We start from the raw sequence: 15,036 nt of genomic DNA, 5'->3' as shown, positions 1-15,036 counted from the left end.
GATATGTGACTTCCACCCTGTGTGACTACTAGCTAAACTAGCGATCATGGAACGGTACTCACGGCTGCGCTGGGCGGGCCTGGTCTTCATCAGCATCGCGGTCTCGCTGATCATCGTCGACTCGACGATCGTCAATGTCGCGATCCCTGCGATCGTCGACGACCTCGGCATCACGTCCACCGAGGTGCAGTGGGTGCAGGAGGCCTACACCCTGGTGTTCGCCGCGCTGCTGCTCGTGTTCGGCAGCCTCGCGGATCGATTCGGCCGGCGCCGGGTGATGCTCATCGGCGTGGTCGTCTTCGCCGCGTCGTCGGTGCTGGCGGCCCTCGCGCCGGATGGGGGAATGCTGATCCTCGCTCGCCTGGCGCAGGGAGTGGGAGGCTCGATGATCCTGCCGACGACGCTGTCGATCATCAACGCCACCTTCCGCGGCCGTGAGCGGGGCATCGCGTTCGCCGTGTGGGGATCGACGATCGGCGGAATGGCCGCCGTCGGCCCGCTCCTCGGCGGATGGCTCACGACCGCGTTCTCGTGGCGCTGGGCCTTCGGCATCAACATCCCGCTCGGCGTCATCATCGTCATCGGCGTGCTGCTGACCGTCGCCGAGTCTCGCAGTGATCGCACCTCCCGCATCGATGTCATCGGAGCGCTCCTGTCGGTGCTCACGATGGGAAGCCTCGTGTTCGGGCTCATCGAGGGGCGCACCTACGGCTGGTGGCTCGTCGACCAGCGTCCGCAGATCGGCGACTGGACCTGGCCGCTCGATCTGTCGCCGATCCCGTTCGCGTTCGCGCTCGCTCTGATCGCCCTCGTCGCCTTCATCCTGTGGGGGGTGCACCGCGAGCGTCGCGGCACCTCGACCCTCTTGGCACTGCGTCTGTTCGCGATCCCGTCGTTCCGCAACGGCAACATCGCGGCCACGGTGGTCTCGCTGGGGGAGTTCGGCATCATCCTCGCGCTGCCGCTCTGGCTGCAGTTCGTGCTGGGCTTCGACGCGCTGCAGACGGGGCTGCTGCTGCTGGCTCTCGCCGGCGGATCATTCGTCGCCAGCGGTGCAGCCGGTGCGGCGAGCGGCAAGGTGCCGCCCGTCTGGGTCGTCCGCGCGGGGCTGCTCGCCGAGATCGTCGGTGTGGCGGGCGTCGGCTTCGTGATCGCACCGGATGCGTCGTGGGTGCCGCTCATCCCGTTCCTGTTCGTCTACGGACTCGGCGTGGGACTCGCGACGGCCCAGCTGACCGGTGTCGTTCTCGCCGATGTCCCCGTGGCGGACAGCGGTGCCGCATCGGGCACGCAGTCGACATCGCGGCAGCTTGGTGCCGCTCTCGGCGTCGCGGTTCTGGGCACCGTGCTCTTCACCAGCACGGCCGGGATCCTCGATTCCTCGCTGGAGGCCAGCGGAGTGCCCGCCGATCAGCGCGATCAGGTCGTGTCGTCGGTCGTCGACAGCGCCGGTGCCGCGATCAGCGGACTCGAGGCGCAGCCCGACACCGCGGCCATCGCCGACGACGCCAAGGCCGCCTTCTCGGACGGAACGCGTTTCGCGGCGTGGACCGCGGCCGGGTTCCTCGCCCTCGGCCTGCTGTCGACGATCTCCCTCGGCTCCGGAGCACGGAGTCGCCCGGAAGACGGAGAGGCGGACTCTGAATCCCGACCGGCGGGCGGCGCTGCGGAGGGCGGGCCCTCGAACTGACCGAGGTGCGGTCGTGGTGAGCGGTCGACTCCAGACGCGGAGAACCCCCGCCCGTGATGGGCGGGGGTTCTCTGGCTCCAGCGTGTGTGTGCCCCCGACAGGAGTCGAACCTGCGACCTACGGTACCGGAAACCGGCGCTCTATCCACTGAGCTACGGAGGCGTACCGAACGACGATATCACTGCTCGGGAGTGGTCTCCGACCCACCGGCCTCCGTCACCGGCGCGTCGCCCAGTTCGGCGAGAGCCGCGGCGAGCTTCTCGGCCAGGTAGCGGTGGCCGTCGGTGGAGGGATGCTTGCGCCCGACCTCCACGTCGATGACCGACAGGTAGTTCTGCGCGGTGATCCAGTTCTGCGCGATGGGGGAGATGTACCACCAGCCGCGGGCCGCGGCGAGATCGCCGAGGTCGGTGTCGATCCGCGCCGTCTCGGTGCCGACGGGCAGCTCGTGCGGCGCGGGGCCGAGGACGACGATCGTCGCCTCCGGGTACTTCGCCGCCATCGCGTCCCACGCGGCGGTCACGGCTTCGCGATACCCCGCCGCGCCCTGAGCGCGGTCGTTGATGGATCCCTGCAGGATGACGAGGTCGGGAGTGAGGGTCGGATCGAGAGCGGCGATCCGCTCGCCGAAGGCGGGGCCGTCGATCCCCGGCTTGAGGTACCCGCTGCCGCGGACGCCGTCGACGATCGTCTCGCCGTCGAGCAGCTCGGCGAGCACGTAGGCGTAGCCGAGGGTGGGCTCGGTCGCGGCCGAGCCGTAGGTCCACGAGTCGCCGAAGACGAGCACGGTCGGGTGCTCGGGCAGCAACAGGGGGACGGGAGCGACGGTCACCGCCTCACCGCCGGCCGCAGCTCCCGCGGGAGGTGTCGAGGGCACCGAGACCCAGGGGCGCCAGACCCCGAGGGCCACAGCGGCCAGGGCCAGGATCACCGCGATGACGAGGCCCGCGAGGGGCAGACGATGACGGGTGGAGGCGGCCTTCATGGCATGACTGTAGATCACGTTCCCCCTCCCGCAAATTCGGGGGCTCACCGCGCCGTAAACTGGGACGGCTATGAACCCTGACACACTCGCCGAAGCCCTCCTCGCCGTCCTCGCACCGATCGCCGAGGAACGACGTCCCGGCGAGCCGTTCGAGCTCGCCGCATCCGACATCGTGCTCGACCGTCCGCGCAACCGCGAGCACGGCGACTGGGCCTCGAACATCGCGATGCGTCTGGCGAAGCCGTTCGGCACCAACCCGCGGGAACTCGCTCAGCAGATCGCCGACGGTCTGGTGCAGGTCGACGGCATCGAGAGCGCCGAGGTCGCGGGTCCTGGTTTCATCAACATCCGCCTGGATGCCGCCGCCGCCGGCGCTCTGGCGAAGGTCATCGTCGACGCCGGCGTCGCATACGGACGCAACGACACCCAGGCCGGCAAGTCGATCAACATCGAGTTCGTGAGCGCGAACCCGACCGGCCCGCTGCACATCGGCCACACCCGCTGGGCCGCTCTCGGCGACGCGATCGCCCGCGTGCTCGCGGCATCCGGTGCCACCGTCGCGCGGGAGTACTACATCAACGACGCCGGCGTGCAGATGGAGCGGTTCGCGAAGTCCGTGCTCGCCGCCGTGAAGGGCGAGCCGACGCCGGAGGGCGGATACGCCGGAAGCTACATCGCCGACCTCGCTGCCCGAGTGATCGAGGCCCGCCCCGATCTGCTCGATCTCGAGGCGGAGGAGCAGGTCGTCGTCGCGCGCGAACTCGCCTACGGGTTCCAGCTCGACGAGCAGAAGCAGTCGCTGTCGAAGTTCAACGTCGACTTCGACGTGTGGTTCTCCGAGCGCACGCTGCACGCCAAGGGCGCCGACGGCACGAGCTTCGTCGACCAGGCCGTCGACCGCCTGCGCGAGCAGGGGCACGTCTTCGACGACGAGGGCGCGGTCTGGGTGCGCACGACCGATTTCGGCGACGACAAGGATCGTGTGATCCGCCGCTCGAACGGCGAGTACACCTACTTCGCCGCCGACGCCGCGTACTACCTGAACAAGGGCGATCGCGGGTTCGAGTACAAGCTGTACCTGCTGGGAGCCGACCACCACGGCTACGTGCATCGTCTCAAGGCCATCGCGGGAGCGGCGGGGGAGGACCCCGAGAAGAACGTCGAGGTGCTGATCGGCCAGCTCGTCTCGGTCGGTGGAGCGCGCCTCAGCAAGCGCGCCGGCAACATCATCGAGATGGATGACCTGCGCGAATGGCTCGGCACCGATGCGCTGCGGTACTCGCTGGAGCGCTCTCCTGCGGACTCGCCGCTCGCCCTCGACCCCGAACTGCTGCAGAAGCGGACGAACGACAACCCCGTCTTCTATGTGCAGTACGCCCACGCCCGGACACACAACGTGGCGCGCAACGCCGCGGACTCGGGCGTCGACCGTTCGGAGTTCGCCCCCGAGACGCTCACGCACGAGACCGAGAGTGCGCTGCTCGGAGCGCTGCAGGAGTTCCCGCGCATGGTGGCCTTCGCCGCCGAGGTGCGCGAGCCGCACCGGGTCGCCCGCTACCTCGAGGAGCTCGCCGGCCTGTACCACCGCTGGTACGACAACTGCCGCGTGATCCCGCAGGGCGACGATCCCATCGAGACCGTGCACCGCACGCGTCTGTGGCTCAACGACGCGGCGGGTCAGGTCTTCCGCAACGGGCTCGACCTGCTCGGCGTCTCCGCGCCCGAGCGCATGTGACCGGCGTCCGCGACGCCGACAGGGGGATGACAGCATGAGCGACGACAACCACACGCTTCCCTACCCGGCGCGAGACCCCGAGCATCCGACGCTCGTGATCCCCGGCGGTGCAGACGAGGCGGATGCCGCCGAGGCCGCACCGAAGCCCCGCCGTCGCAAGCGCTGGCCATGGGTGCTGGCCATCGTCCTCGTCGTGCTGGCACTGCTCGTCGTGGCGGCGGAGCTCATCGTGCGCGCCGTTCTGCCCGGGATCGTCCGGGGAATGGTGATCGAGCAGCTCGACCTGCCCGCCGACCAGCAGCTCGAGGTGGAGGCCGACGGCATCCTGCTGCCGCAGCTGATCGGCGGCTCGCTCGACACGCTGCACCTGTCGACTGATTCCGTCACGCTGCAGGGCATCACCGGAGCCGTCGACGCGACCGTCACCGGAGTGCCGCTGCGCGGGGGCGATCTCCGCGGCGCGTCCGGCACGATCCGCATCGACGAGTCGCAGTTCGGCAGCCTCCTCGCCGACACCGATCTTCCCGTGGAGTCCGTGACGCTCGAGGAGCCCAACGCGACGGTCTCCGGATCCGTGACGGTGCTCGGACTCTCGATCCCGCTGTCGCTCACCGTGCTGCCGGGCGTCGCCGACGGCGACCTCGAACTCACTCCGGTGGGTGCCGCCATCGGCGGACTCGAGGTCGACGCCGATCAGGTCGGCTCGTCGCTGGGGGCGCTGGGAACTCGGCTGACCGAGACGCAGCGGGTATGCATCGCCGACCAGCTGCCCGCGGGCATCACCCTCGTCGGGCTGAAGGTCGTGGGCAGCGAGGCCGTGATCGACGTGGACGTCGACGGGGCCATCGCGACCGATGAGAGCCTGCTCGAGAAGGGCACCTGCCCGCGGGGCTAGGCGAAACACCTGCCCACGGCACCTGGTGTCAATCTGCGGGCGTCTCGATCGTTGACCCCGAACGCGCGTCGCGCTCGGCCTTCTGCGCGGCGCGCAGCTCGGCGGTCGCGAGCGTGACCTCGGCTTCGGCGCGCTGCACCCGTCGCTGCGGGAACGTCGACGCGCCGAACCGGGCGTGCACGCGGTCGTGGCGCTCCTCCTCGGAGGTGACGATGAAGGCGGACGAGATCAGGATCACCTGGGTCGACAGGTTGAGCCAGATCAGCAGCGCGAGCAGCGAGGCGAACGAGGCGAGCAGCGGGTTGCTCGTCGCCCCGCCGATGAACAACCCTGACAGCTCCTGCAGCACCAGGAGCCCGACGCCGCCGAGCAGCGCACCGCTCCACAGGGAGCGCGCCGAGGGAGTGGTGCCCGAGAGCACGCGGAACACGCCCGCGATCAGCGCGGTGTCCAGGGCGAGCACGACGAGCAGCGATGCGATCCGGATGCTCCAGATCGCGACCGCGGAGTCGTCGGCGATGCCCAGCAGCCCCGCGATCCAGGTGATGCCGATCCGGCCGATGAAGGTGATCGCCGCGGCTGCGACGAACGAGAGGCCGATGCCGATGGCCAGGAGCAGGTTGCGCAGCATCACCCAGATGAAGAGGACGTCGCCCTGCGCGGTGCCCGCGAGGATCCGCACGGCCGAGCGCAACGATCCGACGGCGGCGAGGGCGGAACCGGTGAGAGTGATCACCGAGACGACGCCGGCGACGGACAGGGAGATCGGCGCCTGCAGGTCGGACGGGTCGATGATCGCGCCCTCGCCGATGAGTCCCGGCACCACGGACTGCACCGCGTCGATGATCGCGTCCCACGCAGCCGGGTTGCCGGCCAGCCAGAGCGCCGCGATCGAGAAGCCGAGGAGCACGGCGGAGAACACGCTGAAGAGAGCGCGATAGGTCACGCTGTCGGCCAGCATCGGTCCGCGTCGCTCCGAGTAGAGCAGGAACGCCCTGACCACACGCTGTCTGAGTGCCCATCGGATCGCCGCGGCGCTGACACGCGGGATCAGGCCGGGACGATCGGCTTCTGGGGCTGCGGATTCGGTGCTCATCGCGAACAGTCTAGGAGCCGCTGCGGACCGCGCTCAGGGGGTTGACGCGGAGGGTCACCATGGCGGATGCGGCATGACGGGTGCCCTAGAATCGGGGGCGACCTCGCAGTGCGCGTGTTCGCCCGAGACCCGTCCCACGATTGGTGTTCCTTGCTTTCCCCTGCCGACTCGCTCGCCCCGGAATGGCTCGTCGTCCCCGACGACGTGAACGATCTCGCCGCCGCCGTCTGGCCCGCATCTGCGCATCGCGACGCTGACGGGGTCGTGCAGCTGGCCGGTGTCTCCGCCACCGCGCTCGCCCAGACCCACGGGACGCCGCTGCTGGTGATCGACGAGGACGAAGTGCGTGCCCGTGCCCGCAGCTTCCGCGTCGCGTTCGACCGCGCGGCCGCCGACCACGGCACCACCGCGCAGGTGTACTACGCGGGCAAGGCGCTGCTGACCACCGTGATCGCCCGCTGGGTGGTCGATGAGGGGCTCAGGGTAGATGTCTGCACCGGCGGAGAGCTCGCGGTCGCGCTCGCGGCGGGGGTCGCCCCGGCATCCCTCGGCTTCCACGGCAACAACAAGTCCGTCGCCGAGCTCGAGCGCGCCGTCGAGGTGGGCGTCGGCACGATCATCGTCGACAGCGCGATCGAGGTGGAGCGGCTCGCGGCCATCACTGCGCGGACCGGCGCCACGCAGCGGGTGCTGGTGCGGGTCATCAGCGGTGTGCACGCTGAGACCCACGACTTCCTCGCCACGGCGCATGAGGACCAGAAGTTCGGATTCCCGCTGCCCGAGGCTGAGCAGGCGGTGGCCCGCATCCGCGAGATCCCCGGTCTCGAGTTCGCCGGGCTGCACTGCCACATCGGATCGCAGATCTTCGGGGTCGCCGGCTTCCGCGAGTCGGCGTCGCGGGTGCTCGAGCTGCATGCCGCGCTGCTCGAGGGGGGCCCGGTGCCGCAGCTCAACCTCGGCGGCGGCTTCGGCATCGCGTACACACGCCTCGACGACCCCACTCCGATCGAGACGCTTGCGGGCGAGATCGTCGCCGCCGTGGCCGAGGGCTGCGCAGCGCGCGGGATCGCGGTTCCTGCCCTGTCGTTCGAACCGGGACGCGCGATCGTCGGCACCGCGGGGGTGACCCTGTACGAGGTGGGCACGACGAAGGATGTCGCCCTCGACTCCGGTGCGACCCGTCGCTACGTCAGTGTCGACGGGGGCATGAGCGACAACGCCCGCCCCGCCCTCTACGGCGCGCAGTTCTCGGCTCGCCTGGCGTCGCGCGCGGGCACCGGCGAAGCGCAGCTCAGCCGCGTGGTCGGCAAGCACTGCGAATCCGGCGACATCGTCGTCGACCACGAGTTCCTGCCGGCCGATGTCGCGCCGGGCGACCTGCTCGCGGTGCCGGCGACCGGCGCGTACTGCGCCCCGCTCGCGAGCAACTACAACCACGTGCCCCGTCCGCCGATCGTCGCGGTGCGCGACGGGCGGTCGACCGTCATCGTCCGCGGCGAGACCATCGACGACGTCCTGTCACGGGACGCCGGTATCGAGGCATCCGAGAATCCTCGGTGACCCGCGCTCCCCGTGACGCGGCATCCGACGACGTACGACAGATCCACCCTCCGAAGGAGAAGCAATGACGACTGAGTACCGACGACTTCGGGTGGCGCTGCTGGGCGCCGGCGCGGTCGGCTCCCAGGTGGCCGACCTGCTGCTGCGCCACGGTGACGAGCTCGCCGATCGTGCGGGCGCCGCTCTCGAGCTGTCCGGCATCGCCGTGCGCAACCTCGACGCCCCGCGCGACGCCGACCTGCCTGCGGAGCTGTTCACGACCGACGCGGAGTCCCTGATCCTCGGGGCCGACATCGTCATCGAGCTGATCGGCGGGATCGAGCCGGCTCGCACGAACATCCTCCAGGCCATCGGCTCCGGAGCCGATGTCGTGACCGCGAACAAGGCGCTGCTCGCCACCCACGGTCCCGAGCTCTTCGAGGCCGCCGATCGCGTGGGCGCCTCGGTGTACTACGAGGCCGCCGCGGCAGGGGCGATCCCCATCATCCGCCCGCTGCGCGACTCGCTCGCGGGCGACCGGGTCGTGCGCATCATGGGCATCGTGAACGGCACGACCAACTACATCCTCGACCGGATGGAGACGGAGGGCGCCGACTTCGCCGATGTGCTCGCCGACGCCCAGCGCCTCGGATACGCCGAGGCCGATCCGACGGCCGACGTCGAGGGCTACGACGCCGCGCAGAAGGCCGCGATCCTCGCGAGCCTCGCCTTCCACACCGCGGTCCCGCTGGATGCGGTGCATCGCGAGGGGATCTCCTCGATCACCGCCTCGATGATCGACGAGGCCCGCGCCGCCGGATTCGTCATCAAGCTGCTCGCGGTCTGCGAGCGCCTCGAGGCGAACGGCGCCGAGTCGATCTCGGTCCGCGTGTACCCCGCACTGGTGCCCCAGTCGCACCCGCTCGCCTCGGTGCACGGCGCGAACAACGCCGTCTTCGTCGAGGCCGAGGCCGCCGGCTCGCTGATGTTCTACGGGGCGGGAGCGGGCGGTGTGCAGACAGCATCCGCCGTTCTCGGCGACGTCGTCTCGGCGGCACGGCGGCACATCGCGGGCGGAGTCGGTGTCGGCGAATCGACCAGGGCGAACCTGCCCGTCGTCGCGATCGGCCACGTCACCACGCGATACCAGATCACGCTCGAGGTCTCGGATGCTCCGGGCGTGCTCGCCACGGTCGCCGGGATCCTCAGCGACGGCGACGTCTCGGTCGCCACCGTGGTCCAGACCGTCGAGGGGGAGGCGGAACCCACCGCTCGCCTCGTGATCGGCACCCATCGTGCGACGGACTCGGCGCTCAGCGCCACCGTGACCGCGCTGTCGGAGAGCTCCGTCGTCGAGCGCGTGGTCTCGGTGCTGCGCGTGGAAGGCGAGTGACCGTGGCGGCAGGACGCACGGTCGAGGTCACGGTTCCGGCGACCAGCGCCAACCTCGGCCCCGGCTTCGACACGCTCGGGCTCGCGCTCAGCGTCTACGACACGCTCCTCGTCACCGAGCTCGCGGCCGGGGAGCTGGAGATCGAGGTCACAGGATCCGGCGCCCAGGAGATCCCGCGCGACGCGTCGAACCTGATCGTCCGCACCGTCGCGCACGTGTACGCCGATGTGGATCGTCCCTTTCCGGGTCTGCGCATCCAGGCCGAGAACGGTGTGCCGCACGGACGCGGCCTCGGCTCGTCGGGAGCCGCGGTCGCCGCGGGCATCCTCGCGGCCAAGGGGCTGCTCGAGGGCGACGTCGACATCGACGACGCCGACATGCTCCGCCTCGCCACGGAGATCGAGGGGCATCCCGACAACGTCGCTCCGGCGCTCTTCGGCGGACTCACGATCGCCTGGATGGGGGAGCACGGCGCCCGGCACAAGAAGCTGCTCGTGCATCGCGGAGTCTCTCCTCTCGTGCTGGTGCCCTCGTACACGATGTCCACGTCGGCCGCGCGCTCGCTGCAGCCGCCCCACGTCTCGACCGCGGATGCGGTGTTCAACCTGTCGCGCTCGGCCCTGCTGATCGCGGCACTCACCCAGAGCCCCGAACTGCTGCTCGATGCCACGGCCGACCGTCTGCACCAGGACTACCGTGCCGAGGCGATGCCCGAGACGCAGCGACTCGTGCAGGCGCTGCGCAGTGCCGGCTTCGCGGCCGTCGTCTCGGGCGCCGGACCCAGCGTGCTGGTGCTCGCGGACGGCCCCGGGCGCCGCCAGGATGCCGTGGAACTCGCCGAATCCACCACCGACACCCCGTGGGATGCGCTGCTGCTCGCCGTCGACGTGCGTGGTGGTACAGTGGGGGAATCGAGCGGAGGGCTCCACGCAACTGCGTGAATCTGGCCCCATTGCAACTCTGCAAGTCCCGCACGCAAATCCCTGTATCACTGCTCTCAGCGAGAACCCGGTTCTCTTCGAGAACCCAGTGACGAGGCGGCTGACGCCGAGCGTCAGCCCGTGCGACCGCGCTCAGCACCCGTTGTGCGCGTACCGCTCGTGTTCCCCAGACTGAAGAGGGAGTACTCGTGGAGAATTTCTCCGAGACCCAGAACGACAAGGCGGCACCTGCCGCCGAGGCTCCGGCGAGGGCGTCCGACGCCGCGACCGCATCCGCGACCGAAGTGGCCCCTGCACGCAAGCGCGCACCGCGACGTGCGAGCACCGCGACCGCTGCAGCGAAGGCCGAGAAGGCCGCGGCGGCCGCCGCTGAGGCGCCCGCCGCCGATGCCGCACCCGCCGCTGCATCCGCTGCCGCACCCGCCGCCGAGGCTCCGGCCGAGGCTGCACCGAAGGCGAAGGCCCCGCGCCGCAGCCGGGCGAAGAAGGCCGATGCCGAGACCGAGGCGTCCGCGCCGTCCGCGCAGGCTCCCGCCGCCGAGGCCCCCGCCGCGGACGCGGCACCGGCCGAGTCCGCACCGTCCGCCGACGCCGGATCCTCCGACGCGACCGACGAGCCGAAGAAGACCACCGGTCGCGGTCGCCGCACCACCAAGAAGCCGGCGGCCGATGCCGAGGCTCCCGCCGCCGAGAAGCCCGCCGAGGCTCCTGCGACGGAGACCCCCTCCTCGAACGATTCCGGCTCCGACTCCGCCGACGGCGGCGACGAGCAGGGCGGTCGTGGACGCAACCGCAACCGCAGCCGCAACCGCGGTCGCGGCCAGAACGGCAACGGCCAGGGCGACTCGCAGCAGACGCAGCAGCAGAGCGCGCCGACCGACGACGACGGCGGAAACGCCCGCAACCGTCAGCGCAACAAGCGTCGCGGCGGCGCCCCGACCGACGAGTTCGACACGGAGATCGGCGAGGACGACGTCCTGATCCCGATCGCCGGCATCCTCGACGTGCTCGACAACTACGCGTTCGTCCGCACCACCGGCTACCTCGCCGGCCCCAGCGACGTCTACGTCTCGCTCGGCCAGGTCAAGAAGTACAACCTGCGCAAGGGCGACGCGATCGTCGGATCGATCAAGCAGCCCCGTGAGGGCGAGCAGCAGGGACGTCAGAAGTACAACGCCCTGGTCAAGGTCGACTCGATCAACGGCCTGTCCGTCGATGACGCGGCGACGCGCGTCGAGTTCGGCAAGCTCACCCCGCTGTACCCGCAGGAGCGTCTCCGTCTCGAGACCGCTCCCGAGAAGCTGACCCAGCGGATCATCGACCTCGTCGCCCCGATCGGAAAGGGACAGCGCGGGCTCATCGTCGCGCCGCCCAAGGCGGGCAAGACGATCGTGCTGCAGCAGATCGCCAACGCGATCGCGCAGAACAACCCCGAGGTCCACCTCATGGTCGTGCTCGTCGACGAGCGCCCCGAAGAGGTCACCGACATGCAGCGCACGGTGAAGGGCGAGGTCATCGCCTCCACCTTCGACCGCCCCGCCGAGGATCACACCACGGTCGCCGAGCTCGCCATCGAGCGCGCCAAGCGCCTCGTCGAGCTGGGCCGCGACGTCGTCGTGCTGCTCGACTCGATCACGCGTCTCGGTCGTGCTTACAACCTCGCGGCCCCGGCCTCGGGACGGGTGCTCTCGGGTGGTGTCGACGCCTCGGCGCTGTACCCGCCCAAGCGCTTCTTCGGCGCCGCGCGCAACATCGAGAACGGCGGATCCCTCACGATCCTCGCCACGGCTCTCGTCGAGACCGGCTCCAAGATGGACGAGGTCATCTTCGAGGAGTTCAAGGGCACCGGTAACAGCGAGCTGCGCCTCTCGCGTCAGCTCGCCGACAAGCGGATCTTCCCCGCCGTCGACGTCAACGCGTCGAGTACCCGTCGCGAGGAGATGCTGCTCTCGGCCGACGAGGTCAAGATCACCTGGAAGCTGCGCCGTGCCCTCGCGGGCCTCGACCAGCAGCAGGCGCTCGAGGTCGTCCTCGGCAAGCTCAAGGAGACCCACTCGAACGTCGAGTTCCTCGTGCAGATGCAGAAGTCGATCCCGACGCTGCCTTCGGGCGCGCACGGGCACGACAACAACATCCGCTGAGCGGAGCCGGAGTGTTCGAGTCCGTCCAGACTCTGATCGACGAGCATCGCCGGGTGCAGGAGGAGCTCTCCGACCCGGCGGTGCACGCCGACGCCGCGCGGGCGAAGCGGGTCAATCGCCGCTACGCCGAGCTGTCGCGGATCGTCACCGCCCATGAGGCATGGGTGGCGGCATCCGACGATCTCGACGCCGCCCGTGAGCTGGCACGCGAAGACGACGCGTTCGCCGCCGAGATCCCGGCTCTCGAAGAGGGACTGCAGGCGGCGCAGGAGAGGCTTCGGCGGCTGCTGATCCCTCGCGATCCCGACGATGCGCGTGACGTGATCATGGAGATCAAGGCGGGGGAGGGCGGTGCCGAGTCGGCGCTGTTCGCCGCGGACCTGCTGCGGATGTACATCCAGTACGCGGCCTCCAAGGGGTGGAAGACCGAACTGCTGGAGCGCAACGAGTCCGATCTCGGGGGCTACAAGGACGTCCAGGTCGCCATCAAGGGATCCTCCACCGACCCCGCGCAGGGCGTCTGGGCGCACCTCAAATACGAGGGCGGGGTGCACCGGGTGCAGCGCGTGCCCGCGACCGAGTCGCAGGGTCGTATCCACACCTCGACCACCGGTGTGCTGGTGTTCCCCGAGGTCGACGAACCCGACGAGATCGCGATCAACCAGAACGACCTCAAGATCGATGTCTTCCGCTCGTCCGGGCCCGGCGGTCAGTCCGTCAACACGACCGACTCCGCGGTGCGCATCACGCACCTGCCCAGCGGGATCGTCGTCTCGATGCAGAACGAGAAGTCCCAGCTGCAGAACCGCGAGGCCGCCATGCGCGTGCTCCGTGCCCGACTGCTCGCGAAGCAGCAGGAGGAGCTGGACGCCGCGGCCTCCGATGCACGCAAGTCGCAGATCCGCGGAATGGACCGCTCGGAGCGCATCAGGACGTACAACTTCCCGGAGAACCGCATCGCGGACCATCGCACGGGCTTCAAGGCGTACAACCTGGACCAGGTGATGGACGGGGCTCTCGAGCCCATCATCGAGAGCGCGATCCAGGCCGACGAAGAGGCGCGGCTCGCCGCTGTCGGCTCCGACTCCTGACGGCTCTGCGTCCGTGCGGTTCCGTGCGCTGAGCGCCGCGATCGCGACGGCGCCTCAGGTACGCGCCGCGTAGCGGTGCTCCGGTCGCCCCGTTGCTCCGTAGCGCAGGCGCACCTCCACGACGGTGCGTGCCGCGAGCGCCGCCAGATGACGTTGTGCGGTGGCGCGCGAGATGCCGACCCGCTCGCCCACCTCGGCCGCCGATGCCTCGCCGTCGCCGAGCGCCGCGAGCACCAGCTGTTCGGTCGCGGAGCGCGAGACGGTCACGGGTTCGCCGGAGCCGTGCAGGATCGCCAGCGCCCGGTCCACGTCCTCCTGCGGCAGGGGACGGTCGCCGGCGAGGAGGTTCCGATAGCGTGCGTACCGGTCGAGCAGTCCCGTGAGGGCTCGTCGCTCGAAGGGCTTGCGCAGGTAGCCGACGGCGCCCGAGCGCAGCGCCCTGCGCACCGTGGGGCCGTCGTCTGCGGCGGAGATCAGGATGGCGTCGACCCCCGTCTCCCGCACCAGGGCGATGCCGTCGCCGTCGGGAAGATAGACGTCGGCGAGGAGCAGATCGGGACGTGACGCGCGGAGGCCGTCCTGTGCTTCGGCGATCGAGCGCACCGGATCGAGGGCCGTGTAGCCGGGCTGCTCGTCGACGATGCCCCGATGCAGCTCGCCGACGCGGAAGTCGTCGTCGAGGATCAGGACGCGGAGGGGATCGGTCATGGGGTCTCCCTGTGAACTGTCGGAGCGGCGGACACGGCACCGCCGAGGCGTGCGGCGAACACCGCGCCGTGCGCGGCGCCGCCCGGATCGATGATCCAGAGGTCCCCACCGCTGCGGCGGGCGATCTCCCGGGCGAGCGGGAGGCCGAGTCCGTGACCGTGCACGCGGTCGGCGCCGTCGTCGCCGGGGGAGCGGGGTGACATCGGTTCGGTGCTGCCCAGCCCCGGTCCGGAGTCGGCGACCGTGAGCACGAGTGCGTCGCCGTCGCCGAGCACCGCGACCTCGACCCACCGGGGTTCGCGGTCGCCGGCCACCGCCGCTGTCACGGCGTTGTCGACCAGGTTGCCCAGGACGGCGGCGACGTCTTCGGGCTCGACGATGTCGCCGATCAGCTGCGTGTCGTCCGCGATGCGCAGCGCCACACCGCGTTCGCCCGCCTCGAGGCCCTTGGCGCCGAGGAAGGAGTGCAGGAAGGCGTCGCCGAGCAGATCGAGTCCGACGACGGGGAACGCCACGGAGCCGCGCTCCACGAGCTCGCCGAGGAAGGCCCGCGCGTCGGGGATGCGGTCGGCGTCGAGGAGGCCGGCCGCCACGTGCATGCGATTGGCGAACTCGTGTCGCTGCACTCGCAGGGCCGCGGTCACCGCGCGCACGCTCTCCAGCCTCTCCGTCAGCGCGATCAGGTCGGTGCGATCACGGATGATCAGCACGTCGCCGAGTATGCGTCCGGCGCGCTCGACAGGCCGTGAATCCAGATAGAGCACGCGCTCGTCGATCACGGCGCTGGAGCGCGCCACGGTGCCCGAGGCCGTCTCGAGGAGC

The 15,036-nt window shown here is 70.3% G+C and carries 12 protein-coding genes and 1 tRNA gene; 8 read left to right on the top strand and 5 right to left on the bottom strand.

Features of this window, described 5'->3' with window-relative positions:
• The first annotated feature begins 46 nt into the window (after positions 1-46).
• On the top strand, positions 47-1,690 hold the full coding sequence (locus ABTZ43_RS06590) for a DHA2 family efflux MFS transporter permease subunit (RefSeq protein ID WP_350538247.1): 1,644 nt from the start codon (positions 47-49) through the stop codon (positions 1,688-1,690).
• Between the two features lie 89 nt (positions 1,691-1,779).
• On the opposite strand, the gene ABTZ43_RS06585 is transcribed toward ABTZ43_RS06590, so the two are convergent.
• A tRNA-Arg gene (locus ABTZ43_RS06585) sits at positions 1,780-1,852 on the bottom strand.
• Positions 1,853-1,868: 16 nt separating this feature from the next.
• The gene (locus tag ABTZ43_RS06580; RefSeq protein WP_350538246.1) at positions 1,869-2,675 is read right to left on the bottom strand and encodes an SGNH/GDSL hydrolase family protein; all 807 of its coding nucleotides are present in this window, start codon (positions 2,673-2,675) and stop codon (positions 1,869-1,871) included.
• A 70-nt stretch (positions 2,676-2,745) separates the two neighbouring features.
• Between ABTZ43_RS06580 and argS the strand changes: the two genes are divergently transcribed.
• Together argS and ABTZ43_RS06570 are read left to right on the top strand one after the other, a co-directional pair.
• Positions 2,746-4,410: an arginine--tRNA ligase gene (argS, locus tag ABTZ43_RS06575; protein ID WP_350538245.1), complete on the top strand. Its 1,665-nt coding sequence runs from the start codon at positions 2,746-2,748 to the stop codon at positions 4,408-4,410.
• Positions 4,411-4,444: 34 nt separating this feature from the next.
• Positions 4,445-5,305, top strand: coding sequence for a DUF2993 domain-containing protein (locus ABTZ43_RS06570; RefSeq protein WP_350538244.1), 861 nt, complete (start codon positions 4,445-4,447; stop codon positions 5,303-5,305).
• A gap of 28 nt (positions 5,306-5,333) precedes the next feature.
• Here ABTZ43_RS06570 and ABTZ43_RS06565 read toward each other — a convergent pair whose 3' ends face one another.
• Entirely contained in the window at positions 5,334-6,401 is a 1,068-nt protein-coding gene (locus tag ABTZ43_RS06565) for a YihY/virulence factor BrkB family protein (protein ID WP_350538243.1), read from the bottom strand.
• Between the two features lie 150 nt (positions 6,402-6,551).
• Between ABTZ43_RS06565 and lysA the strand changes: the two genes are divergently transcribed.
• The 5 genes from lysA (at position 6,552) to prfA (ending at position 13,506) form a co-directional block, all read left to right on the top strand.
• Positions 6,552-7,961: a diaminopimelate decarboxylase gene (lysA, locus tag ABTZ43_RS06560; protein ID WP_350538242.1), complete on the top strand. Its 1,410-nt coding sequence runs from the start codon at positions 6,552-6,554 to the stop codon at positions 7,959-7,961.
• A gap of 64 nt (positions 7,962-8,025) precedes the next feature.
• A complete protein-coding gene (locus ABTZ43_RS06555; RefSeq protein WP_056416636.1) occupies positions 8,026-9,333 on the top strand; it encodes a homoserine dehydrogenase in 1,308 nt (435 codons plus the stop codon).
• Positions 9,330-10,274: a homoserine kinase gene (thrB, locus tag ABTZ43_RS06550; RefSeq protein ID WP_056416638.1), complete on the top strand. Its 945-nt coding sequence runs from the start codon at positions 9,330-9,332 to the stop codon at positions 10,272-10,274. The genes ABTZ43_RS06555 and thrB overlap by 4 nt, the downstream gene beginning before the upstream one ends.
• 188 nt (positions 10,275-10,462) lie before the next feature.
• On the top strand, positions 10,463-12,415 hold the full coding sequence (rho, locus tag ABTZ43_RS06545; protein WP_350538241.1) for a transcription termination factor Rho: 1,953 nt from the start codon (positions 10,463-10,465) through the stop codon (positions 12,413-12,415).
• Positions 12,416-12,426: 11 nt separating this feature from the next.
• Entirely contained in the window at positions 12,427-13,506 is a 1,080-nt protein-coding gene (gene prfA, locus ABTZ43_RS06540; RefSeq protein WP_056416644.1) for a peptide chain release factor 1, read from the top strand.
• Positions 13,507-13,560: 54 nt separating this feature from the next.
• Here prfA and ABTZ43_RS06535 read toward each other — a convergent pair whose 3' ends face one another.
• On the bottom strand, positions 13,561-14,214 hold the full coding sequence (locus tag ABTZ43_RS06535; RefSeq protein ID WP_056416647.1) for a response regulator: 654 nt from the start codon (positions 14,212-14,214) through the stop codon (positions 13,561-13,563).
• On the bottom strand, positions 14,211-15,036 hold an 826-nt coding region (locus ABTZ43_RS06530), incomplete at its 5' end, for a sensor histidine kinase (protein ID WP_350538240.1). The genes ABTZ43_RS06535 and ABTZ43_RS06530, both read right to left, overlap by 4 nt.

This window comes from Microbacterium sp. NPDC097977, assembly GCF_040302605.1.
In the GTDB taxonomy this organism is placed as follows: Bacteria; Actinomycetota; Actinomycetes; order Actinomycetales; family Microbacteriaceae; genus Microbacterium.
Note: the sequence above shows the minus strand (reverse complement) of the source record. Positions and strands in the feature narration are given on the sequence as shown.